The 22509-nt window shown below is 60.7% G+C and carries 23 protein-coding genes and 1 pseudogene; 17 read left to right on the forward strand and 7 right to left on the reverse strand.

Translation table 11 applies throughout. From position 1 onward, the window contains the following. A pseudogene (locus AC2ETI_RS06300) lies at positions 1-189 on the forward strand (hydroxylase); the annotation flags it as partial. 35 nt (positions 190-224) lie between these two features. Further along, positions 225-1145: a biphenyl-2,3-diol 1,2-dioxygenase gene (gene bphC / locus AC2ETI_RS06305; protein ID WP_020909199.1), complete on the forward strand. Its 921-nt coding sequence runs from the start codon at positions 225-227 to the stop codon at positions 1143-1145. Positions 1146-1209: 64 nt separating this feature from the next. On the opposite strand, the gene AC2ETI_RS06310 is transcribed toward bphC, so the two are convergent. From AC2ETI_RS06310 to AC2ETI_RS06320, 3 genes are all read right to left on the reverse strand, one after another. Next, complete coding sequence (locus tag AC2ETI_RS06310; RefSeq protein ID WP_019745377.1) at positions 1210-2523, reverse strand: bifunctional o-acetylhomoserine/o-acetylserine sulfhydrylase; 1314 nt, start codon at positions 2521-2523, stop codon at positions 1210-1212. A 37-nt stretch (positions 2524-2560) separates the two neighbouring features. Further along, positions 2561-3076, reverse strand: coding sequence for an OsmC family protein (locus tag AC2ETI_RS06315; RefSeq protein ID WP_019745376.1), 516 nt, complete (start codon positions 3074-3076; stop codon positions 2561-2563). Positions 3077-3317: 241 nt separating this feature from the next. After that, positions 3318-4079, reverse strand: a complete 762-nt coding sequence (locus AC2ETI_RS06320; protein WP_029537047.1) for an enoyl-CoA hydratase-related protein — start codon at positions 4077-4079, stop codon at positions 3318-3320. A gap of 116 nt (positions 4080-4195) precedes the next feature. Between AC2ETI_RS06320 and AC2ETI_RS06325 the strand changes: the two genes are divergently transcribed. Beyond that, positions 4196-4789, forward strand: a complete 594-nt coding sequence (locus AC2ETI_RS06325; protein WP_428690989.1) for a TetR/AcrR family transcriptional regulator — start codon at positions 4196-4198, stop codon at positions 4787-4789. A 24-nt stretch (positions 4790-4813) separates the two neighbouring features. Here AC2ETI_RS06325 and AC2ETI_RS06330 read toward each other — a convergent pair whose 3' ends face one another. Continuing rightward, entirely contained in the window at positions 4814-5443 is a 630-nt protein-coding gene (locus tag AC2ETI_RS06330; protein WP_134999097.1) for a TetR/AcrR family transcriptional regulator, read from the reverse strand. A gap of 280 nt (positions 5444-5723) precedes the next feature. Here AC2ETI_RS06330 and AC2ETI_RS06335 point away from each other — a divergent pair, with 280 nt between their 5' ends. The 14 genes from AC2ETI_RS06335 (at position 5724) to AC2ETI_RS06400 (ending at position 19098) form a co-directional block, all read left to right on the forward strand. Continuing rightward, positions 5724-6527 carry an SDR family NAD(P)-dependent oxidoreductase gene (locus tag AC2ETI_RS06335; protein ID WP_019745372.1) on the forward strand — a complete coding sequence of 268 codons (804 nt, stop codon included), beginning with the start codon at positions 5724-5726 and terminating at the stop codon, positions 6525-6527. A gap of 56 nt (positions 6528-6583) precedes the next feature. Continuing rightward, positions 6584-7705 (forward strand): DUF5938 domain-containing protein, encoded by a 1122-nt coding sequence (locus AC2ETI_RS06340; RefSeq protein ID WP_019745371.1) that lies wholly within the window; start codon positions 6584-6586, stop codon positions 7703-7705. 73 nt (positions 7706-7778) lie between these two features. Beyond that, the gene (locus AC2ETI_RS06345; RefSeq protein ID WP_483633673.1) at positions 7779-9299 is read left to right on the forward strand and encodes an AMP-binding protein; all 1521 of its coding nucleotides are present in this window, start codon (positions 7779-7781) and stop codon (positions 9297-9299) included. Between the two features lie 205 nt (positions 9300-9504). Further along, on the forward strand, positions 9505-10884 hold the full coding sequence (locus AC2ETI_RS06350; RefSeq protein ID WP_019745369.1) for an MFS transporter: 1380 nt from the start codon (positions 9505-9507) through the stop codon (positions 10882-10884). Positions 10885-11020: 136 nt separating this feature from the next. Further along, the gene (locus AC2ETI_RS06355) at positions 11021-11563 is read left to right on the forward strand and encodes a VOC family protein (RefSeq protein ID WP_024488162.1); all 543 of its coding nucleotides are present in this window, start codon (positions 11021-11023) and stop codon (positions 11561-11563) included. A 2-nt stretch (positions 11564-11565) separates the two neighbouring features. Further along, positions 11566-12330: an SDR family NAD(P)-dependent oxidoreductase gene (locus tag AC2ETI_RS06360; RefSeq protein ID WP_019745367.1), complete on the forward strand. Its 765-nt coding sequence runs from the start codon at positions 11566-11568 to the stop codon at positions 12328-12330. Then, positions 12320-13240, forward strand: a complete 921-nt coding sequence (locus tag AC2ETI_RS06365; RefSeq protein WP_483633674.1) for a beta-keto acid cleavage family enzyme — start codon at positions 12320-12322, stop codon at positions 13238-13240. Before AC2ETI_RS06360 ends, AC2ETI_RS06365 begins: the two co-directional genes overlap by 11 nt. Before the next feature lie 58 nt (positions 13241-13298). Then, on the forward strand, positions 13299-13655 hold the full coding sequence (locus tag AC2ETI_RS06370; RefSeq protein WP_127160019.1) for a hypothetical protein: 357 nt from the start codon (positions 13299-13301) through the stop codon (positions 13653-13655). After that, on the forward strand, positions 13655-14089 hold the full coding sequence (locus AC2ETI_RS06375; protein ID WP_020909192.1) for a hypothetical protein: 435 nt from the start codon (positions 13655-13657) through the stop codon (positions 14087-14089). The genes AC2ETI_RS06370 and AC2ETI_RS06375 overlap by 1 nt, the downstream gene beginning before the upstream one ends. After that, entirely contained in the window at positions 14086-15081 is a 996-nt protein-coding gene (locus tag AC2ETI_RS06380) for a dihydroxyacetone kinase subunit DhaK (RefSeq protein ID WP_029537040.1), read from the forward strand. The genes AC2ETI_RS06375 and AC2ETI_RS06380 overlap by 4 nt, the downstream gene beginning before the upstream one ends. A 32-nt stretch (positions 15082-15113) precedes the next feature. Next, positions 15114-15743, forward strand: a complete 630-nt coding sequence (gene dhaL, locus AC2ETI_RS06385; protein WP_029256296.1) for a dihydroxyacetone kinase subunit DhaL — start codon at positions 15114-15116, stop codon at positions 15741-15743. Continuing rightward, positions 15740-16633 (forward strand): beta-keto acid cleavage family enzyme, encoded by an 894-nt coding sequence (locus AC2ETI_RS06390; RefSeq protein WP_020909189.1) that lies wholly within the window; start codon positions 15740-15742, stop codon positions 16631-16633. Before dhaL ends, AC2ETI_RS06390 begins: the two co-directional genes overlap by 4 nt. Next, positions 16626-18356 (forward strand): IlvD/Edd family dehydratase, encoded by a 1731-nt coding sequence (locus tag AC2ETI_RS06395; protein ID WP_019745364.1) that lies wholly within the window; start codon positions 16626-16628, stop codon positions 18354-18356. The genes AC2ETI_RS06390 and AC2ETI_RS06395 overlap by 8 nt, the downstream gene beginning before the upstream one ends. Then, positions 18343-19098 (forward strand): SDR family oxidoreductase, encoded by a 756-nt coding sequence (locus AC2ETI_RS06400; protein ID WP_007732761.1) that lies wholly within the window; start codon positions 18343-18345, stop codon positions 19096-19098. Before AC2ETI_RS06395 ends, AC2ETI_RS06400 begins: the two co-directional genes overlap by 14 nt. A 5-nt stretch (positions 19099-19103) precedes the next feature. Here AC2ETI_RS06400 and AC2ETI_RS06405 read toward each other — a convergent pair whose 3' ends face one another. The 3 genes from AC2ETI_RS06405 to AC2ETI_RS06415 form a co-directional block, all read right to left on the reverse strand. Next, a complete protein-coding gene (locus AC2ETI_RS06405) occupies positions 19104-19889 on the reverse strand; it encodes an IclR family transcriptional regulator (protein WP_019745363.1) in 786 nt (261 codons plus the stop codon). A 92-nt stretch (positions 19890-19981) separates the two neighbouring features. After that, a complete protein-coding gene (locus AC2ETI_RS06410) occupies positions 19982-21523 on the reverse strand; it encodes an alpha/beta fold hydrolase (protein ID WP_308371231.1) in 1542 nt (513 codons plus the stop codon). Positions 21524-21622: 99 nt separating this feature from the next. Beyond that, positions 21623-22438, reverse strand: coding sequence for a MerR family transcriptional regulator (locus AC2ETI_RS06415; RefSeq protein ID WP_019745361.1), 816 nt, complete (start codon positions 22436-22438; stop codon positions 21623-21625). Positions 22439-22509: the final 71 nt, after the last annotated feature.

The raw sequence follows: 22509 nt of genomic DNA on the forward strand, positions 1-22509 counted from the left end.
GCGGTGGACGAGATCTTTGCTCGTTCCGGTGGTGGCGCGTTGCAGTTGAACACGCCGATGCAGCGGTTCTGGCGTGACGCGCATGCCGGTCTCGCGCACGCGATCCACGTACCCGGTTCCATCTTCCACGCGTCGACGCTCTCGCAGCTCGGTGGCGAACCGCAGGGCATCCACCGCTCGATGATCTAGTCCCACAATCACTCTCGAAGCAAGGACGGTTAGGCATGACTGAAATTCGGGGCCTGGGGTATCTCAGGATCCAAACGCAGGACGTGGCTCGCTGGCGCGAGCTCGTGGTCGACGGACTCGGCCTCGCGGTCGGTAGTGGCCCGGAAGCCGACGGCCTCTACTTGCGCCTGGACGAGCGTCGTGCGCGACTGATCGTCCTGCCCGGTGAGACGGACAAGGCTCTCGCAGTGGGCTGGGAAGTGCGAGATCAGTTCGCGCTCCAGCGTGTTCGTGAAGAGGTCGAGAAGGCCGGAGTCGAGGTCGAGGTTCTTTCCGAGGTCGACGCCAGCTACCGCGATGCCGAGCAGGTCATCGCATTCGACGATCCCAATGGCAACCGCGTCGAGGTTTTCTTCGGACCGGTACTCGACCACAGCCCGTTGGTCACCCCGCACGGCGGCCGCTTTGTCACCGGTGATCAGGGACTCGGCCATGTGGTGCTTCCGGTTACGCGTTTCGACGAGGCGTACACCTTCTACACCGAGGTGCTCGGATTCCTCCCGCGCGGTTCCATCCGTCTCGGCGGAATCGATGCGCCGCCGCCGGCTCGCCGCGTTCGCTTCATGGGTGTCAACCAGCGCCACCACAGCCTGGCGCTGTGCCCGGCGCCGCCGGTTGACGAACCCGGTCTCGTGCATCTGATGATGGAAGCCGAGACTCTCGACGCCGTCGGTCAGGCTCTCGATCGTGTTGCCAAGCTCGGCTTCTCGATCTCCTCGACGTTGGGTCGCCACACGAACGACAAGATGGTCTCGTTCTACGTGCGCGCACCCGGTGGCTGGGATCTCGAGTTCGGTTGTGAAGGCACGCTTGTCGACGAAACCTTCTACACCGCTGAGGAAATCACGGCGGACAGCTACTGGGGCCATGACTGGTCCGACAGTGAACCGCTGGCCGCGTTCACTCCCAAGAGCTAGTTCTGACGCAACAAAAAAGCTCGGTCCCGACGCCTGTCGGGACCGAGCTTTTTCGTGTGCTCGATCAGGAAGCTGCTGCTGCCAAACCGGTTTCGAGGTCGGCGAGGATGTCGTCGATTCCTTCGATACCGACCGCGAGGCGGACGAGCCCCGGGGTGACACCCGAAGCGAGCTGCTCCTCGGGGGTGAGCTGCGAGTGCGTCGTCGACGCGGGGTGGATGACGAGTGAGCGAACGTCACCGATGTTGGCGACATGGCTGTGCAGCGTCAGTGCGTTGACGAACTTCTTGCCTGCATCGACTCCACCGGCGAGCTCGAACGCGACGATGGCGCCGGTTCCCTTGGGAGCCAGCTGCTTTCCACGCTCGTGCCAGGGTGAGGATTCCAGTCCGGCGTACGCGACCGACGTGACTTCAGCGCGGCCCTCGAGGAATTTCGCGACCTTCTGGGCGTTGGACACGTGGCGCTCGATGCGCAGGCTCAGTGTCTCGATGCCCTGCGAGATGAGGAAGGCGTTGAACGGTGCGATGGCCGAGCCGAGGTCGCGCAGAAGCTGAACGCGTGCCTTGAGGGCGTAGGCGGGTGCACCGAGATCGGCGAAGGTGACGCCGTGGTAGCTGGGGTCGGGGGTCGTGAAGTTGGTGTGGCGTCCCTGGGTCCAGTCGAACGTGCCGCCGTCGACGATGACGCCGGCGATCGCGGTGCCGTGTCCACCAAGGTATTTGGTGGCGGAGTGGACGACGATGTCGGCGCCGTGCTTCAGCGGCTGAATGAGGTACGGAGTTGCAACCGTGTTGTCCACGATCAGCGGGATGCCGTGCTCATGAGCGACTGCGCTGATGCCGGGGATGTCGAACACGTCGTTCTTGGGGTTGGAGATGGTTTCGCCGTAGAACGCCTTGGTGTTCGGACGGATTGCCTCACGCCAGTGATCGAGGTTGTCCGGGTCCTCGACGAAGTCGACGGTGATGCCGAGCTTGGGCAGCGTGTAGTGGAAGAGGTTGTACGTGCCGCCGTACAGGCGAGGGCTGGAGACGATGTGGTCCCCGGCCTCGGCGAGGTTGAGGATCGCGAAGGACTCGGCGGCCTGACCGGACGCAACCAGCAGAGCCGCGACTCCGCCTTCGAGAGCGGCGATGCGCTGCTCGACGGCGTCCTGCGTCGGATTCATGATGCGGGTGTAGATGTTGCCCGGCTCGGCGAGGCCGAAGAGCGCCGCCGCATGGTCGGTGTTGTCGAAGACGTAGCTGGTGGTCTGGTAGATCGGAAGCGCTCGAGCGTTGGTAGCGCTGTCCGGGCCCTGTCCGGCGTGGACCTGCTTGGTTTCGAACGACCAATCTGCGGTCGGATCGGTGTCGACGGGGGTGTTCTCGCTCATGAATTCATACTCCGTGGTGAAGGTGGGTTGGTGCGGGTCAGGCGGTTTCGACGACTGTATGCACTGGGACGGGATTTCGGGTGAGATCGAGTACGGGGCAGTGGGCGTCGACCGTCTCCTGCAACTCGAGGTATCGCTCGCGAGTTTCCGGACCGGTCAGGGTCACCACGACGCGAACCTCGGAGAATCCCGGGCGGACGGCATCGTCGAATCCGAAGAATCCACGAACGTCGAGGTCGCCTTCTGCCCTGGCCGAGATGTCGTCGAGCGCGATACCGAGCTTGTCCGCCCACACACGGTAGGTGACCACCTGGCAGGAGAGCAGGGATGCGAGGTAGTACTCGACGGGATTGGCTGCGGTGTTCTCGCCGCCGAGGGCCGGCGGCTCGTCGACCTCGACGGTGTACTTACCGAGAGAAATGGTGCTGGCAACGGCGTCGTGCGCCTGAGCGGATGCCTTGAAGACGACGTGCGCTTTGCTTGCGTCCTTGTCGATGGCGTCGGCATTGGCTGCTACGACGGAACTCAGGTGCGAGATCGAAGCGGTGGTCATGACAGAAATGTCCCCTGATCTGGGTGTACATACGAGTATCGACGTGAGCGGCGCTCACGTCGTAGGTCCGATCAGTAGATCGGACACCCGGATGTACAGACGTGCGCAAAATCGACATGGCGTCGCCGCGTCAGCAGCGTGCCCGTCTCGTATGCGCCAATTCCAGTCACGGAAGAGACTGTAACCGGTTCACACCCTTTCCGACCAGCCCTATAGGAAATCCGTCTCGGATCGTGGTCGCTCATGTGGGCGGCAGTCCGCTCCACTGCGGCGTCCGACGGCTCGCAAAAGCGTCGAGTCCTTCGGCGATGTCCGGCGATCGGAGCACCGCGTCCTTGGCGTCGTCGGTGATGGTCCATCCGGCAGTATCGGCCTCGGCGTAGAGAGCGTCGATTGCCTTCAGGCTCAGGCTTACCGAGGTCGGAGAGGACTCGCAGATCTCGGCCGCCATCACCAGAGCCTCGTCGAGCGCCTTACCCGGGGCAGTCACTGCATTGACGACGCCGAGATCTTTCGCTCGATCGGGATCGAGAGTGCGCCCGGTGATCAGGAGTTCGCGAGCGACATTGATCGGAAGGGCACGTGGCGCCCGAAAGAGCGCACCGGACGTCGCAACCAGACCGCGTTTGGTTTCGGGTAGACCGAATTGTGCTGTGGCGGAAGCGACGATCAGATCGCAGGCCAATGCGATTTCGAAGCCGCCGCCCAGCGCGTATCCCTCCACTGCGGCGATCAGAGGCTTGTTTCGCTGACGCCGAATGACGCCGTACTCACCGCCGCGAGGCATGCGAAGGTCGGCTCGCTCTCGGATATCGGTTCCGGCGCAAAAGATGTTGGGGGTTCCGGTGATGATGCCGACCCACAGAGAAGGGTCGTCGTCGAGAAGGTTCAGTGCGGCTTCGATTCCCTCGGCAGTTTCACGATTGATCGCATTACGACGTTCTTCGCGTTCGATCCTGACGATGAGAACGCGGTCGTGGCGTTCTGTGGAAACAGTCGACATAATTGGACTGTAGTCCATCTATCGAAGGGGTGGTGCGTCAACTGGCGAGACCGACATTGGACACATTCCGGACTGTGGCGAAGACTGTGTTCTGAGGCGGAGAAAGGCAGGTCGACGTGATTTCCAAACGAGAACAGAACAAGCGCGATACCAACGACAGGTTGCTCTTAGCTGCTCGAATTCTGTTCTCGGCAAAGGGTTTCGCCAGCACGACCGTCGACGACATCGCCGAGCGAGCCGAGGTGTCGCGAGCCACCTTCTTCAATTACTTCCAGGGCAAGGACTCGGTTCTCGAGGCGCTGCACAGTGATCATCTCGATCAGCTTGCGGCACTGGTGGATCAGCTCATGGAATCTCCGATGCCGACCTCTGATCGGATCTCCCGGATTTTTCAGGACTTTGCGCAACAAGCGATCATGCATCCGCGCTATCTGCGCATGGTGACTGCAGAACTCGAGCGCGACTTCGCCTCCTCCGGAGCGGGGGCGGCACACGATCATCGGTTCCATGTGGAACTTCTGCGGATCGTCACTGCCGGTATCGAAGCCGGCGAAGTGAGATCGGACTACCCGCCGCTGTTTCTCGCGCAGATCATCGGCGGTACGTACGGAGCGTTGGTTCGCTTCTGGCGGCAAGACGCCGATTACGACGTGGTCGGCGAATTCGATCGCGGTGCCAGGTACGTCGCGGAAGGCATCGCTGCTCGCTGAGTCGACTCAGGACGTGGTGCCGGCTCAGGGTGTGGGCACTACCAGGGGCAGCATCTGCTGGACGCTCTCCGAAAGATAGTTCGCGGCAGTCTGATCACCGGACAGGTGGCGAAGCAGACTCTGCTGGAACAGGCCGTCGAAGATCGCGTACATCGCCGGCGAGGTGACCGAGGGCTCCACGTCGAGAAGCTCGGCATAGCGAGAGACGATGCGCCAGATCATGTTTTCGAGACTCTCGTCGATCGCGGCCACGTCGGTTCGGAACGACTCCTCGAACATCGACTGCGCGCGCAGGTCGTACCAGAGGCGGTGCATCGTCGGCTCGTCGATCATGGTCTCGGCGAGCAGCGCGCCGAAACCCGTTTTCAGTTCCTCCGGCGTCTGAGCGGTGGCGACGATGCCGTCGTAGCGGGTGACGCAGCGTGCCTTGTAGTGGCGCACGCAGTGGGTGATGAGATCGACCTTGTCGCTGAAGTAGTAGTGCAGGACGCCGTGGGAGAACTCCGAATTCTGGGCGATTTCGCGCAGGCTCGTGCGTGCGTAGCCTAGTTCGGCCAGCGTTTGCAGTGCGGCCTCGGCCAGTTGATCACGTCGCTCGGAAAATTTGTCGACCTGACGACGTGACACCTTGTCTGCGTTCGACTGCTTGTCCAGGGAACTAGGTGCAGCCTTTTTCCCTGCCCCACTTGGCTTCTCGACTGTCGTGGTCACGATGGCACGTCCTGTTCCCTGCGGTTTCCACAGCGGCACGATCGCCGCGTCCGAATCAGTGTAACCCCTGGTCTTTGACGAGCGTGTAACAAAATCTTGACAGTCGTCAAGATTTCTCTTGACACTCGTCCAAAGTTGAATACTCTGTGACTCACACCACTTGGCAGCGTCGCTGTGAACGGTGGCATCGCGAGAGTCGTTTCAGTCATGGAGGCAGTCGAAAATGAGCGTGTTTGATCTCGAGGGACGAAAAGCACTGGTCACAGGTGGTGCCAAGGGGCTCGGAGCCGGAATGGCTGAGGCGTTGGCGAAGGCGGGGGCGTCGGTGATGATCGGCGATGTTCTCGAAGACGAAGGTCGTGCCACCGCAGAGGCCGTTGGTTCGGGCGGAGTCAAAACCGGGTTCGTAAAGCTGGACGTCACCGACGACGCCAACTGGGAAGAGGCAGTCGCGGCCACCGCGGAGACTCTCGGCGGCTTCGACATCCTCGTCAACAACGCAGGCATCGAGATTTCCTCGCTGGTGGTTGACCTCGATCCGGGCGACATCCGCCGTATGTGTGAGGTCAACATCCTCGGAACAGCGCTCGGAACCAAACACGGACTCCGCAGCATGCGTCCGGGTGGCGTAGCCGGAACCGGCGGCTCCATCATCAACATCTCTTCAGTGGCCGCAACCATTCCGTTTCCCGGGATCAGTGGATACTCCGCGACCAAGTCCGCGGTCGATCGCTTCACCAGAGTTGCCGCCGCCGAGTCGGGCAAGCTCGGCTACGGGGTCCGCGTCAACTGCATCTACCCGGGCCTCGTCGCCACGGAGATGGGTCTCGGACTCGCGGCGGACATGGAGAAGCTCGGCCTGTGGCCCAGTGCCGAAGCGGCAGTCGGCGACGTCATCGGTCTCACCCCGCTCGGCCGCCTCGGTGAAGTGAACGACATGGCCGACGCCGTGGTGTTCTTGTCCTCCGACGCCGCGCGATTCATCACCGGAATCGGCCTACCGGTCGACGGTGGCATGGGCATGTAACTGCCCTCCCCATTCGTACGTACACCCTTCTCACGTCTTCGAAAGGTTCCACGAACATGTCCGAAAAGAAGCCAGTCATCGTCTACGGCGTCTCCGGGTACACCGGCCGTCTGGTGTGTGAATACCTGCGCGAGTTCAACATCCCGTTCATCGCAGCCGGCCGCGATGCCGCTCGCATCCAAGAGGTCCTCGACAAGATCCCCGGTTTGGACACCGTCGATCACGAGGTCGTCGAGGTCGAGCACACCGTCGAGGCGCTCACTGAACTGTTCACCGGCGCACAGGTTGTCAGCAACATGGTCGGGCCGTTCATCAAGCTTGGCGGCACCGTCGTCGAGGCCGCGTTGAATGCCGGTTGCCACTACATGGACACCACCGGTGAGCAGGACTGGGTACTCGACGTCCAGGAGAAGTTCGGCGACAAGTACCAGGAGAAGGGCCTGCTTCTCTCGCCCGGTATCGCGCAGATGTACACCACCGGTGAGATCGCGGCCAACATCGCACTGGAAACGCCGGGTCTCGATACGCTCGACATTCTCGTGCTGTGGAAGGGATTTCCCACCTACGCCTCCACTCAGACGATCTTCACCATCCTCAAGGCGAACTGGTACTACCTCGAACAGAACAAGTACGTGCAGTGGGCGCCCGGCCAGACTTTCGACGTCGTCGTTCCCGGCCAGCACGAAACTGCGCTTGCATTGCCGTGGGGCGGAACTTGCCACCCGGTGTGGTTCAAGAACGATCCGCGAGTTTCCAACGTCAAGGCTGCGGGTGGGGTGTTCGACCGCACCGTGATGGAAGGTGTTGTCGCGACACAGAAGATCGTGGAGGAGCAGATCAAGACCCTGCCCGCCGACGAGCAGGAAGCCGCCTTGGCCGAGATCGCCGGTTCGGTTCAGGCGGGTATGCCCCCTCGTGAAAATCCGCGCATCAACACCTCACTCGACTCCGTCTACGCGTCGGGACCGCTGGGTCGCTCGCACGTCGTGATCCACGGAAACTGCAACTACAAGCAGACGGGCCTCCTGCACGCCTATGCAGCGCATTCGTTGCTTCAGCAGGCGCCCAAGAGGACCGGGCTTGCCTCGGCTTGCCAGGCGTTCGGCCATCGCGAACTGCTTGGCGCGCTACGTAGTTTCGGGCTGGCTCTGGAGCCGGAAGTAACCATCAACGCCTAGCTCGTCGCCCCCGTCATCATGTTCACGGCTCCCGGCGTGCGTCGCGCCGGGAGCCCCGCCCTGGAGGCTCCCCATGCGTTTGACCGACTATCTCGACAAGGGAGCCTCTCTTGGTTCCACCGCACCGTGTTTGACGATGGGGGAGCGCACTCTCTCCTACGGCGAGGTGCAACAGTTCAGCCGACGTTTCGCAGCTTCGCTCGCGGCTTCGGGCATCGCGGCGGGCGAGAAGGTCGCGATTTTGTCCGGCAATGACCCGATCTCGTTCTCCTGCGTATTCGGTATCAGTAGGGCTGGCGCGGTCTGGTGCCCGATCAACCCTCGCAACGAAGCTGCGGAGAACCGAGACCTGTTGGATCTGTTCGATTGTCGCGCTCTGTTCTTCCAGAAGTCCTATGCGCCGCTCGTCGACCAGATCAAGGACGCGCTTCCACAGTTGGTGACGCTCGTCTGTATCGACGGCGAATGGGATTCGGCACAGTCCCTCGAAAGCTGGCTCGGGGAGGAAGAACTCGACGCCGCGGCGCCCGACGACGTCACCATGCTGGTCGGTACCGGTGGTACGACGGGCCGCCCCAAGGGCGTGATGTTGACCGGGCACAACATCGAGACAATGACCGCAATCACTTTGATGAGTTATCCATTCGAGGGGCGCCCGGTGTATCTGGCGTTGGCGCCGTTGACTCACGCCGCCGGTGTTTTGTGCTTCCCGATCATGGCCCTCGGCGGCGAAGTGGTGATCATGCCGAAGCCCGATCTCGGGTGCTTCCTCGCGAACATTCAGAAGCACAAGGTGACTCACACCTTCCTGCCGCCGACGCTCATCTACATGTTGCTCGAGCACGAGGACCTCGCGGTAACGGATCGTAGCTCGCTGCAGTGTTTCTGGTACGGCGCGGCACCGATCTCCCCGACCAGGCTAGAGGAGGCGATCGACAAGATCGGACCGGTCATGGCTCAGCTGTTCGGGCAGAGCGAAGCCCCCATGATGATCTCGACGATGTCACCGAAGGAGCACTTCGGCCCGGACGGCACTGTCGCAACGTCGCGACTCTCGTCGGCGGGTCGACCTTCGCCGCTGGTGACGGTGGGGATCATGGACGACAAAGGCGCGCTGCTCGGACGTGGCGAGCGTGGTGAGGTGGTGATTCGCAGTTCGTTGGTGATGGCGGGTTATTACAAGAACCCCGACGCAACCGCGGAAGCGTCGGCCCACGGCTGGCATCACACCGGCGATATCGGGTACCTGGACGAGGACAATTTTCTGTTCATCGTCGATCGTGCGAAGGACATGATCATCACCGGCGGTTTCAACGTCTATTCGGTCGAGGTGGAGCAGGCACTCATGGCGTATCCGGGGATTCAGGACTGCGGAGTGATCGGGTTGCCGGACGACAAGTGGGGCGAACGCGTTGTGGCAGTGGTGCAACCGCACCTCGGCGCCGACATCGACGGCGCCGAGGTGATGGCTTTCGTGAAGTCTCGCATCGGAAGTGTGAAGACTCCGAAGCAAGTCATCGTCTGGGACGATCTACCTCGCTCCAAGGTCGGCAAAGTTCTCAAGAACGAGATCAAAAGCGAGCTGACTGGCTGAATACCCCCGGAACGCCTATGTTTCACCGCGCGGAGTGCCTGTCGAAACCGACAGGCACTCCGCCTTCTTGTCACCGCGGCCGGTCGATTGCTCACGAATCGAGTACCGATCATCGGGAATCGTGTCTGTGAAGTTCGAATCGCGACCCGCATCGTCTCTGTGTCAGCCATCACAATGATGTGTTCGAATGAGTACGAGGTGAATCATGCGTCACGAAAGAACAGTCACCGAGCAACTTCCCCTTCCGGCCAGGACCGTCCGGAAGGTCATGCTCCGCTTCATGCCGGTCATCGGATTGGCATACATCGTCCTGTATCTCGACCGATTGAACATCGGCGTTGCAGCATTGACGATGAACAAAGAACTCGGAATATCGGCCTCGATGTTCGGGTTTGCGGCCGGAATCTATTTCTGGAGTTACACGATCTGCGAACCCCCGAGCAACTACATCCTCACAAAGGTCGGTGCGCGGCGCTGGATCACACGAATCATGATCACGTGGGGCGTGGTCACCATCGGAACCGCGTTCGTTCAGGGTGCCAGCGGATTGGTGGCAGCACGATTCCTGTTGGGTATTGCCGAAGCCGGCTTTTCGCCCGGCATGCTGTTCTTCGTCTCGAAGTGGTTCCCGAATCGGGATCGAGGCAAAGCAATGGCGTGGATCGTGACCTTCATCTGTATCTCCGGCCTGGGTACTCCGATCACCACACACCTGATGGCTATCGACGGCTTTCTCGGGCTTTCCGGATGGCGATGGGTATTCATTCTCACCGGCGTCCCCGCCGTGGTCATGGCGTTTGTGATCTACAAGGTTCTGCGGGACAAGCCTTCCGAGGCGGAGTTCCTCTCCGAGGAAGAACGCGGTTGGCTCACCGATACGCTCGAGTCGGAGGCGCAAGAGCGCGAAGCGGTCGTCGGTAAGCACAGCTTCCTCCAGGGACTCGTGCACCCACGAGTACTGGTGTTGATCGCCGTGTTCATCTGTTTCACCTTCAGCCTCAACGGTTTCCAGATTTGGATGCCGCAGATTTACGCGCAATTCGGGATGAGCACCAATCAGATCGGATGGGTTGCCGCACTACCTGCACTGATTGCGATCGGACCGATGATCTGGTGGACGCGCCATTCGGACCGCGCCGGAGAGCGCCCCGTGCACTTCGCCATCGCCGCATCGGTCGCAGCACTCGGTTTTGCTATTGCTGCGCTGTTCTTCACCACACCGGTTGTCGCCATCTTCGGATTCTGCATCGCCGGGATCGGTCTCTACAGTTCGATGAGCATCTTCATCACCATGCCTTCGAGCTTCCTTACCGGCGCTGCCTTGGCGGCAGGTTTCGGTGTCATCAACGGAATGGGTAACCTCGGAGGCTATTTCGGTCCACAGGTCACCGGCTGGATCAAGGACGCGACCAACAGTTTCACACCGGCAATCGGGGTGTACTCCGCGGTGCTGGCGACGGCAGCATTGATCGTGCTGCTGCTCAAGGTGATCACCAGAAAGGCCGACAAGGCCAACGCCCAACTGACTCTGGATTACCGGGCGGAGCGCGACGCCGGAACCTTGGTTGCACCTGAGCAGGTTTGAGCCGAGTCTCGGCCCGGAAGATTCCCGATCAACGGGAATTCTTCATTCTTCAGGCGAGCATGCGCAGGACATCATCACTTATCAGGATCACAGTCGTCGACCGTGGTTTCGTCGGCAACGAACAAACGAGGACTTCGTGAGTAGATACTTCGGGCCTTTGCGCCAATTGGGTTTTGTGGTCAACGACATCGACAGTGCGCTGAAGCATTGGATCGACGTTGTCGGCGTTGGCCCCTTCTTCTTCGTGGAGGACCAACCGTTGAACGACTTCGTCTTCCGTGGCAAGTCGAGTGCGCCTCGATTCAGTGTGGCGCTCGCGCACAGCGGAAGCGCGCAGATCGAGCTGATTCAACAACACAACGATGAGCCGTCGGCATTTCGCGAGTTCGCCGATCGCGGGCTCGAAGGACTTCAACATGTTGCCTACTGGACAACGGATTTCGATCGATATATGGAGGAATCCAAGAACCGAGGGCTCGTCGAATTGCAGAGTGGTAGGTCCGGTAGTGGCGCTCCGGACGAGCGATTCGTGTACTACGAGGACGGCCCGTATCCGGGAACAGTCATCGAAATCTCGGAGGTCAGCGGAAGGAAGGGTGATCTGTTTCGCGCAGTCGAGGCTGCATCGAAGGAGTGGGACGGGTCGAATCCCATTCGCGACATGAGGAAGGTGCTGTAGTCGTGAGTAGGAAGGTAGCGATCGTCACTGGTGGCGCATCGGGGATCGGCCTGGCAACGTGCAAACGATTCGCCGACTTGGGTTGGAATGTCATCTCTGCCGACCTGTCGCATACATCCGGAGACACTGCGCCAGAACCAGATACACGGACAGTCGGCGTTCGAGTGGATGTCACCGATGAGGGGGATATCCGACGGCTTCGCGACGTCGCCGAAAAGCTGTTCGGTCGTGTCGACACGGTTGTGACCTCGGCGGGAACCGCGGACAACGCGCCGATCCGGCACACCACACCCGATCGATTCAGGCGAACCCTCGAGCTGAACCTCGTTTCCACGTTTGCGGTGGTCAGGGAGTTCGTGGATCTGCTCGCCGGAGATGGCGGCGGATCGGTGGTGACAATTGCCTCGGTTTCCGGCCTACGCGGCAGCGTAGACCGTGCCGCGTATTCCGCCTCGAAAGGTGGCGTGGTCGCGTTGACCACACAACTCGCGATCGAGCTCGCCGGCGAGGGGATCCGAGTCAATTGTGTTGCACCGGGTTCGACGCGGACACCGCTTGCAAGTCGGGCCCAGAGCCCTGAAATGCAGAGCGCCATCTTGCAGTCGATCCCGTTGAGCCGTTACGCGGAGCCGGCTGAGATTGCCGAAGTCGTGACCTTTGTCGCTGGTCCCGGCGCCGGTTTCGTGACGGGTCAGACGTGGACGGTCGACGGAGGTCAGTCGATGACAGCCGGTTGGAATCTTGCGAAGGAGCGACATGACTCTTGACGCAACGTCCGATACAACGGAGAAACCGGTAATCATCGGAGTGCACGTCAACGAGAACACCATGCGCGCACCCAATCCCCACATTCCGTGGACGCCCAGCGAAATAGCCGACACTGCTCGCGCTTGTGAGGATGCGGGGGCGTCGTTGATGCATTTTCACGGTCGAGCCGTGGACGGCGGCGTGGATCACTCGGCGGCGACCTACGGAGAGATCGTCGAGCGGGTTCGGGCGGTATCGAATCTGCTGCTTGCGCCGTCGATGGCCAATGTTCCCGGCTACACGATAGATGAGCGGCTGTCGAATCTTGCCCCGAACCAAAGTGATCCGAAACGACGTTCCGACTTCTTGGTCGTCGATATGGGCTGTGCGGCGATGGACTTGATCGATGCGACGACAGGCTTGTTCGCAACCGATTCCAGGGTCTTCGTCAACGACACTCGAACACAGATCGAGTTACTTTCGCGCGCTGGTGAATTGGGTCTGGTGCCGTATCAGACGTCATTCAACGTGAGTTGGACGCGCGCGATCTTCGCCCACGCAAGGGTGCGGAATCCGTCGTCACCATTGGTGATCGCTTTCATTCTCGGTGGTGACGAGTTTCCGGCTGCACATCCGGCGACAGCAGCAGGGCTACGTGCGCAACTGGACCTCCTGCCGACTGATCTTCCAGTGGAGTGGATCGTCTCGGCCTACCGAGGCAATGTTCTTGCAGCAGCGGAGGAGTCGATCAAGCGCGGGGGCCATGTAGCAATCGGTGCCGGTGACTACCACTACGAAGAACTGGGATACCCCTCCACACCTGATCTGGTCGCCGAAGTTGTTTCGATCGCTCGGCGGTACGGGCGTGAACCCGCAAGTCCTGATCAGGCACGTCGAATTCTAGGGGTGGATGTCCATGCGAGTAGTTGAAACCGAAGGTGCCGAACCTACTTTGGTTCATTCCTCTAACGGAAAGAGAGTGTGGATCATGGATTCGATTGCGTTTGCTTCCTCGGCTCAGGCCGGTGATGTGATCGTGACCGGATCACACGGAGGGACGAGTGCTGGAGAGTACGCCGTCGGGTTCGGGGTTCGTGTTGTGGTGTGCAATGACGCCGGCATAGGGAAGAACAAGGCAGGAATCGCAGGTTTGGCTGCGATCGACGCCCAGAAGATCGTCGGCATTGCAGTCGGACACGAGAGTTCGCGTATCGGAGATGGCAAGGACGTGTGGGAGTGCGGCATCGTGACGTATGCCAATCCGACTGCAGTCGCAGCGGGTGTGCGTGTGGGCAGCCGCGTTTCCGAAGAAGTGCTGGCACTGATAGAGAGGAGCGTCGACTGATGTTTCGGAACATTGTCGGTGTGGAGAACGGTAGACAGATTGTCGTCATGGACAGTATGTCGCAGATCGAACGGTCGGACCGCGACCGCATCGTCGTTGCGGCATCCAACGGAGGTCAAGAGTCAGGGCGGATGGCGATTGCGACGGGCTGTGCGTTGGCTGTGCTGAACGATGCCGGAATCGGCAAGGACAACGCGGGGATCATCGGAATCGTCCGCATGGGAGATTCGGGACTTGCCGGCGTAGCGGTCAGTCACGACTCTGCCGAGATCAGCAATGGAATGGATATGTGGCACAACGGAACTGTTTCGTATGTCAACGAGCCCGCAGCGGCGGCTGGGATACGGGTCGGTGACAACGTTCGCACGTGTGTGAGTGCGTTTGCGGTTCGCTTCCCTGTCGGCCCAATGTCGGCGTCCGAGAGTTCGTCATGATCGGCCATGTGGTCAACCGGCCCGAGGATGTAGTCCGCGAAGCGCTCGAAGGACTTCAGATCCTGCACCCGGAAATGCTCTCCTACCACCGAGATCCGTTGTTTGTGACTCGCGCGGTTGTCGCCCGAGACAAAGTTGTGTTGGTCTCAGGTGGCGGGGCCGGGCATGAGCCGTTACACGCGGAGTTCGTCGGATCCGGCATGTTGGACGCCGCAGTTCCTGGGTCGGTCTTCGCCAGTCCCACAGCCTTTCAGATCCGTGCTGCGGTCAATGCTGTCGAGACCGGACGGGGTGCACTTCTCATCGTGAAGAACTACACCGGAGACAAACTGAATTTCTCGATCGCGGCCGAGTTACTCGGAACTGAGCGGCAAGTGGAGATCGTGATGGTCGACGACGACCTCGCGACGACGACTGCAGACGAGGGTGGACCTGGACGTCGTGGTACCGCTGCGGTAATCGCCGTGGAGAAGATTTGTGGGGCGGCCGCGGAACGGCACTGGGCGCTTTCCGAGATCGCTGACCTGGGGCGCCGGGTGGTGGCGGCGTCGGCGACGTTGGGTGCAGCTTTCCGCTCGTGCACGGCTCCCGGACAGGATCGTCCGTCCTTCGAACTGGCGCCGGGGGAGATGGAGTTCGGCATCGGAATCCATGGCGAGCGTGGACGTGAGACGCGTCCGACGGTTCCTGCCGCCGAACTCGTGGCGCAGTTGTCGGAGCCGATCCTCGATGCTGTCGGGGTGGAGCGCGGGGATGGTGTGATAGCGATAGTGAATGGGCTAGGGGCAACACATGGACTCGAATTATCGATTGCCACTGCAGAATTGAAGTCTTTCCTCGGGGATGCCGGTATCGGTTTGGATCGGGTGATTGCAGGTTCTTTCGTCACTGCATTGGATATGCACGGGCTCTCTATCACCCTTCTCCGTTCGACCGAGGAGTTTGTGGATCTCTGGGATGCAACGGTACGCACTCCCGCTCTCGCTTGGTAACTCGAATATGCACTACTGAAAAGAGTTTCATGATGACAACGTTGAGCGTTGGGGACACTCGGGCGTGGATCGATCGATTTGCCGACGCCGCCGAAGATCAATTCGATTCCCTCACAGATTTGGACCGGCTTGTCGGAGACGGCGATTTCGGAATGAATCTGCGGACGGGCCTGCGAAGTGCGGTGCAACGACTTCGTTCCGACCCGCCGACCAGTCCTGGTGAAGTGTTCGCCCGTACGTCGGATGCGTTTCTCGGCATCGGTGGGACAAGCGGACCACTTCTCGGTCTGTGGTTCGGCCGGATCGGAGCAGTCTCTGGAGTTGAAGTGACCGCAACAGACTTGGCTTCTGCCCTAGGTACGGCGACAGCTGCGGTGCAGCGTCTCGGCAATGCCCAGGTGGGTCACAAGACCATGGTCGACGCCATGGTCCCCGCAACCAGCGCATTGACCGAGGCGGCAGTCAGCGGGGCAACCTTGTCTGCTGCCTTGAGCTCTGCGGCCACGGCTGCGAGGCTCGGCGCCGAATCGACTCGCGCGATGCTCGCCCGCCGCGGACGCGCGACCTACGTGGGAGAACACGCCAGGGGCGTCGAGGACCCTGGGGCATCGGCGATTGCCATGTTCTTCGCCGCATCCAGCTACAAGAGCGTTCCGGCATGAGCGATCTGCGAGACAAGGTCATCGTCACAGTTGCCCCGACGGGTGGCTTCCTCACTGTTGCCGACAATCCGTTCATTCCGACTCAGCCTGAGCAGATTGCGGCGGATGTGGCACGCTGCCACAGCGCTGGAGCCAGCGTGGCAGCACTTCATGCTCGACGACCGGACGATCAAGCGACCTGTGATGCCGCAATCTATCGGCGGATGAATACGCTTGTCCGCCAAAGCTGCGACATCGTGATCAACAACTCGACCGGCGGCGGAGTCAACGGTGACATGGTGAGTGTTCGCAGTGACGGAACGCGCGTCGTGGACTGGGACGCGAGGCTGCAGGGCCTGCATGGCGGAGCAGACACATGCACGCTCGATGCCATCACGGCCTATGTGACATCACCGGTCGGTGAGGTACTGATGGACACGCCGCCCAGTCGTGCCGCCGAACTGGCAGCGTCAATGCGCGAACTAGGAATCAAACCTGAATGGGAGGCCTTCAGCCCGTCACATCTGCTCCAGGAGATACGTACGTTGACCGAAGAGCAGCCTGGCCCGCACCTCGTCAATCTTGTACTGGGACTTGATCGAACTTTTCAGAATGCGATGCCGTACTCCCCGCAGATCTTGCAGCAGATGGTGGAACACCTACCGGAGAAATCGGTCTTCTCCGTGAGCATCAGCGGGCCAGATCAACTGCGTGGTCTGACTCATGCACTCGTGCTCGGTGGGCACGTGCGTGTGGGAATCGAAGACTATCCGTTTCTCGCGAATGGGGAGCCGGCCGAGAACGTTCGTTTGGTGGAGAACATCGTCGACATCGTCCAGCGACTCGGAATGCAGCCTGCAACACCTGGGGAGGCAAGGGCAATCCTTGGTTTGGAGGGTTCGGATGAGTAGAACACCGACGAGTAGAACACTTCGCTCGCAGGATTGGTTCGGAGGCAATGATCTCAATGCATTCATCCACCGCTCGTGGATGAAGAACCAGGGTATCCCTGATCGGATGTTCGACGGCCGACCGGTTATCGGTATCTGCAACACGTATTCCGAGCTCACGCCGTGCAACGCTCACTTCAGAGATCTGGCCGAGCAGGTGCGACTGGGTGTCATCGAAGCGGGCGGATTTCCAGTTGAGTTTCCGGTGATGTCATTGGGTGAGACGATCATCCGCCCCACCACGATGCTCTATCGGAACCTCGTCAGCATGGACGTGGAGGAGTCGATTCGAGCCAATCCGATCGACGGCGTCGTACTGCTCTGCGGCTGCGACAAAACCACCCCGGCGCTGGTAATGGGCGCAGCCAGTTGTGACCTTCCCACCATTGTCGTATCCGGTGGGCCCATGTTGAACGGCCGCCATCAAGGTAAAACTGTCGGATCTGGAACCTCGGTGTTCGAGATGAGTGAAGCAGTGCGAGCGGGGTGCATGAGCGAATGTGAGTTCAGAGCAGCGGAATCGGCGATGTCTCGATCGCCTGGTCACTGCAACACTATGGGCACCGCGTCGACGATGGCTTCGATTGTCGAGACTTTGGGCCTCACGCTGCCCGGTAATGCTGCGATCCCGGCAGTGGATTCACGGCGACGTGTACTTGCACGCGACAGCGGCGTGAGAATCGTGGAGATGGTCGTCGAGAACCTGACGATGTCTTCGGTCGTCGACCGAAATTCATTCGAGAATGCGATCAAGGTGAACACGGCTATCGGTGGGTCCACCAACGCTGTGGTGCACTTGCTTGCCATCGCCGGGAGGCTGGAAATTCCCCTCGAACTCAGCGATTTCGGGGAGCAGAGTCGTGACGTTCCCCTGCTGGTCAACCTCATGCCTTCGGGTACCTATTTGATGGAAGATTTCTTCTACGCAGGCGGACTGCCCGCGGTGATCGCCGAGCTCGGAGACATCCTCCATCTGGATGCCGCCACGGTTACCGGAATGACTCTCGGTGAGAACAACTCCGGCGAAACGATTTGGGATGACGACGTAATTCGTAGCACGGCGGCACCGTTGCTGGAGCAAGCCGGCATAGCGGTATTGACCGGCAATCTCGCGCCGAACGGTGCAGTGATCAAGCCGTCTGCGGCGTCGCCCGAGTTGCTCAGCCACGTGGGTCGTGCGGTCGTGTTTCACGGAATGGACGACTTCTCGGCGCGCGTCGACTCGCCGGATCTCGACATCGAAGCCGACGACGTCATCGTCCTCACCGGTGCTGGACCGAAGGGGTTTCCGGGTATGCCAGAGGTAGGTAATCTGCCACTCCCTCGAAGGCTGCTCGAGCAGGGTGTGCGAGACATGGTCAGGATCTCGGATGCGCGAATGAGCGGAACAGCCTTCGGCACAGTCGTTTTGCACGTTGCGCCTGAAGCGGGAGCCGGTGGGCCTCTCGGCGCGGTCAGGGATGGTGATTTGATCGAGTTGGATGTTGCTCGTGGAGTCTTGCGTGTACTCGTCGACGACGACGAGCTGGCCAGGCGTCTCGAGGCGTTGCCGCCACGCGTACAAAAGAGTACGAGTGGGTATCAACGACTGTTCGTGGATCATGTGATGCAGGCCGACCGCGGAGTCGATTTCGATTTCCTGGTGGGCAGGCGTGGAACGGAGGTACACGGTGACAATCACTGAGCGTGTCGGCCGAGTCGTGGTCGTGACCGGTGCAGGGTCGGGACTCGGCCGCGCAATGGCCAGAGGTCTACTCGATGCAGGACACCACGTTGTATTGGCTGGTCGAAACAGCGTGAGCTTGGAAGCGACAGGTGGGGGTCACGAGCGTGCAGTGGTAATTCCCGCTGATGTGTCCTCGCCCGAATCGGTTCACCGGTTGTTCACATCCGTGACTGAGCGTTTCGGCAGACTCGATGTGCTTGTCAACAACGCAGGGACATTCGGTCCGTCGGGGAGTGTGGACGAGATCGATCCTGAAGCGTGGAACGCGACAGTCGCAGCCAATCTCACCGGCGTATTCCTTTGTGCGCGTGAAGCGATTCGTATCATGAAAACACAGGATCCGAGAGGAGGCCGGATCATCAACAACGGGTCGCTCTCCGCTCACACGCCCCGGCCTGACAGTGCCGCCTACACCGCGACCAAACACGGTGTGTCAGGTTTGACGAAGTCGATCTCTCTCGACGGCCGAGAATTCGACATCTGTTGCAGTCAAATCGACATCGGCAATGCGGCAACTGACATGACAGCCGGAATCGGCCACTCGGCACGACAAGCTGACGGCACCACCAGGCCCGAGCCGACATTCGATCCTCGTCATGTCGCGAACACCGTTGTGCAACTGATAGATCTACCACTCGACGTGAATGTCCCGACTCTGACGATCATGGCAAACCGGATGCCGTACGTCGGGCGCGGTTGACGGCGTCAGCGTCGTTGTAGGACAGGGCGGACGACGGACTGGGCACTCGAGAGATCACGTGAGATGGCGATTGCCGTCGTCCGCACCGCCGCGTCGATACGGGTCAGATTTATTCGGCCTGCCATACCGGAAATGGAGATGGCGCCGAGGACGTCTTCGTCCGGGCCGAATATTGGTGCTGCGGCGCCGACGATCCGGGGAAATGCTTCCTGGCGGTCGAAGGCGACACCACGCTTGCGAACACGATCCAGTTCTCGGTGGAAGAGTTCGGGGTCGGTGATGGTGTTCTCGGTGTGTGCTTCGAGGACAGTGGGCATCGTGAAATCCCGAGAGTTGGTGAACGCCAATACTGCTTTGCCGGAACAACTTGCGTGTGCAGGCCACCGACCACCGATTTGCTGCGGAAGGCGTGGTCCGTCGTCGCCACGGAAGACATCAAGGTAAACCACGTCGAAACCGTCCAATACAGCGAGTCCCACGTTGTGCCCCGTTGCTTCACGCAAGGCCGAAAGGTGGCGCCGCGCTGCTTCGCGGAGGTTTCGCTGCCGTGGAACAGATTCGCCGATCTCGAACAGGAGGAGACCCAAGCGGTAGTTGGTTCCTTGCCGTTCGAGCAACCCGACTCGGACGAGATCGTCGACCATTCGATACACCGTTGTTTTGGCCATGCCTGTCCGTCGAACAAGCGCTGCTGCGCTGAGAACGCCTGAGCTGTCACGAAAAGTCTTCAGGATCTCGGTGGAACGACCAATTGCGGAAACCTCGCCATCGGCCCGATGAATGGGACTCACCGAACTATTCTGTCTGCCTGATGCGCGATTGTCGAGGGGCAATCGCGCATCAGATCACGCAGGTCTTCCGGTGATGGGATCGCCGGATATCGTCACGACTCGCACACCACGTCTTCGGCGGGCAGTGAGCCGTCGAGCAGGTACGAGTTGACGGCGGCGTTTGCGCAAGTATTCGCGTAGCCCGGGAACACCGCATGAGTGCGGCCTGGAACTGTCACGAGCCGTGAGCCTTTCATCGCTTCATGCATGCCGAGGCCTTCGTCGTACGTCGTGCGGGTGTCACCGGTTGCCTGGATCTGCAATGCCGGAACATTGTTGTCGATGTCGATCCGCTTCGGGGCCTCACTGCGCCAGAACGCGCAGGGCATGATCGTGTTGTGCGTGCCGGCGAAGATCGGCTGATCACCACGGTGCTCCTCCAACTTGTTGCGATACCACGCGGGATCGCTCGGCATCGACACGTCTCCGCAGACAATGGCGATCGTTCCGGCATAGTCAGGGCCGGTCCCCAATTCGGTCTGGAACCATGCCTGCATCAGTCCCGTCAGCTGGGGATGGATGTTCTCGACGGTCCTGCCGGCGGCGAGTTCGCGCAACTGAACCAATACCTGCGCGAATGCCTCGCTTTCCTTTTCGGTGTCCCCGGTTCCGTTGACGTACATCAGGAATGGAAGGACGTGATCGTCGACGGCGTAGTCACCGATCTGAATCGGAGTGGTGGCCGCGTCCGAGATCAGCTTCTCGATGAGGGCGCGAACTTCGGCGGGCGTCGATCCGAGTGCATAGGTGGAGTTGTGTTTTGCTGCCCACTGTGAGAATCCGTCGATCGCTTTCTCGTTGGCCGGGCCCATGTCCTGGAACATCTCGTATCCGTATTTCTTCGGGTCCGGTGCGCTGTCGAGAACCACACGGTCGATCCTGTCTGGGAACATTTGAGCATAGGTCGCACCAAGGTATGTGCCGTACGACCACCCGAAGTACGACGCCTTCTCCTGGTCGAGGGCGCCACGAATCACGTCGAGGTCGCGGGCGATGTTCTGAGTATTGATGTGCGGCAGATAGTCCGGGTACTTGTCCCAGCATGTGTCAGCGGCCTCGCGTGCGAGCGCAACACTTTCGTTCCACCCTTCCTCTGTGGTACCCGGTGAACGCATCCATGTCATCTGCTCGACGCCGCAGTCGATCGGCGTGCTCTTGCCGAGCCCTCGGGTGTCCATGCCGATGACGTCGTATGCCGCTGCGACTTCCGGTGTCATCCCGGCATTCAGAATCTCGGGCAATCCCAGTCCTCGGCCGCCCGGGCCACCAGGGTTGGTGAGCAAGATCCCGCGTCGCTGTGCAGGGTCGGTGGACGCGACCCGCGAGATCGCCACTTCGATCGTCTTGCCGTCAGGGGCGGAATAGTCCAAAGGTACTGTGACCATGGCGCAGTCACTTGCCGTCGATGTTCCGGTGTCTGTGGCGCATGGCCCCCATTCGACATCCTGGTCGTAGAACGCGCTGAGATTCGATTGTGGATCTTCCTGCGGAGCAGCAGGATCCGAGCACGCCGCCAGTGCAGGTACTGCGAGTGCGGCGGCGGCGATTGTGGTAGCCAGCCACTTTCGTGGTCGAGGCGTGCGTGATCTGGGCATGATGGATCCAGTCATTGTCGTGTCGTGTCCTTGTTTCGAGCCCATTTTCGGGCAGCGTTGATCACCCCACTTCCGATGTGGGGATTCAGTGGCGGAGTTTCAGGGTCGAGACTGGCGGGCAGCGAACTCGGCCGCTACAGCCTTCGCGAATCTTTCCTGGGTCGGGGTTCTTCGATCTGCTTGGTGCTCGCGCAGCACCGCTACCAACCGGGTGGGTGAAGGGCGTTCCGGTGCGGCCTGTTCAGGAAGCACTCTCTCGGTGAAATCGCAGAACTGAATGGCAAGGGCCGCAATCGTGTCGGCGTCCGCCGGAGCGTCGGTGAGGGCGTACATGCGAGTAATCAATTCGATTGCCTGCTTGCGGTTCGGCTTCGCCAACGCCCGGCGGTGTGCGCTCAGGAGTGAATCGCAGACTTCGGGATCACCCCCGGAGACGGTGAGCGCGAGGATCAGGAGTTCGCGCTCGTTGTCGATCCACGCTGTCGGTGCACCGGCAACGACATACTGTGCGAGCACTTCCGAAAACGCGTCGGGTAGTTCGGGATCGGCGTTGCGGCGTAGCGACTCGATGTGAGCACGTTGAACCGCGATCTGTTCGGCCTTGGCTGCCAGTTCCTTGTCGAGTGCGTCGAGTGCGGACCGGGTGTCGTGAGCGTCGCCGTCGAGAAGTTCGGCGATCTTGGCAACAGGAATCCCCAGATCGCGCAGGCGGCGGATGCGGCTCAGTCGTGCCAGGTCCACCGCCCGGTACATGCGGTAGCCGTTGGGTTGGCGTTGTGGTTCTTCGAGAAGCCCGTTCGAGTGGTAGTAGCGCACGGATCTGACGGTGGTGCCGGCCAGATTCGCCAGCTCGCCGATGGTCATCATCGCCTCGCCCTCCCGTTTGTCGATTCGGATTTCGTCTGTGGAAACCATTCTCCAACCCTGACGCGGCGTCAGGGTCAAGGTGCGCGCCGGAGAACGTGACCGTTGACACGTTAAGGACA

This window comes from Rhodococcus sp. MurmanLake-1 (assembly GCF_056945715.1).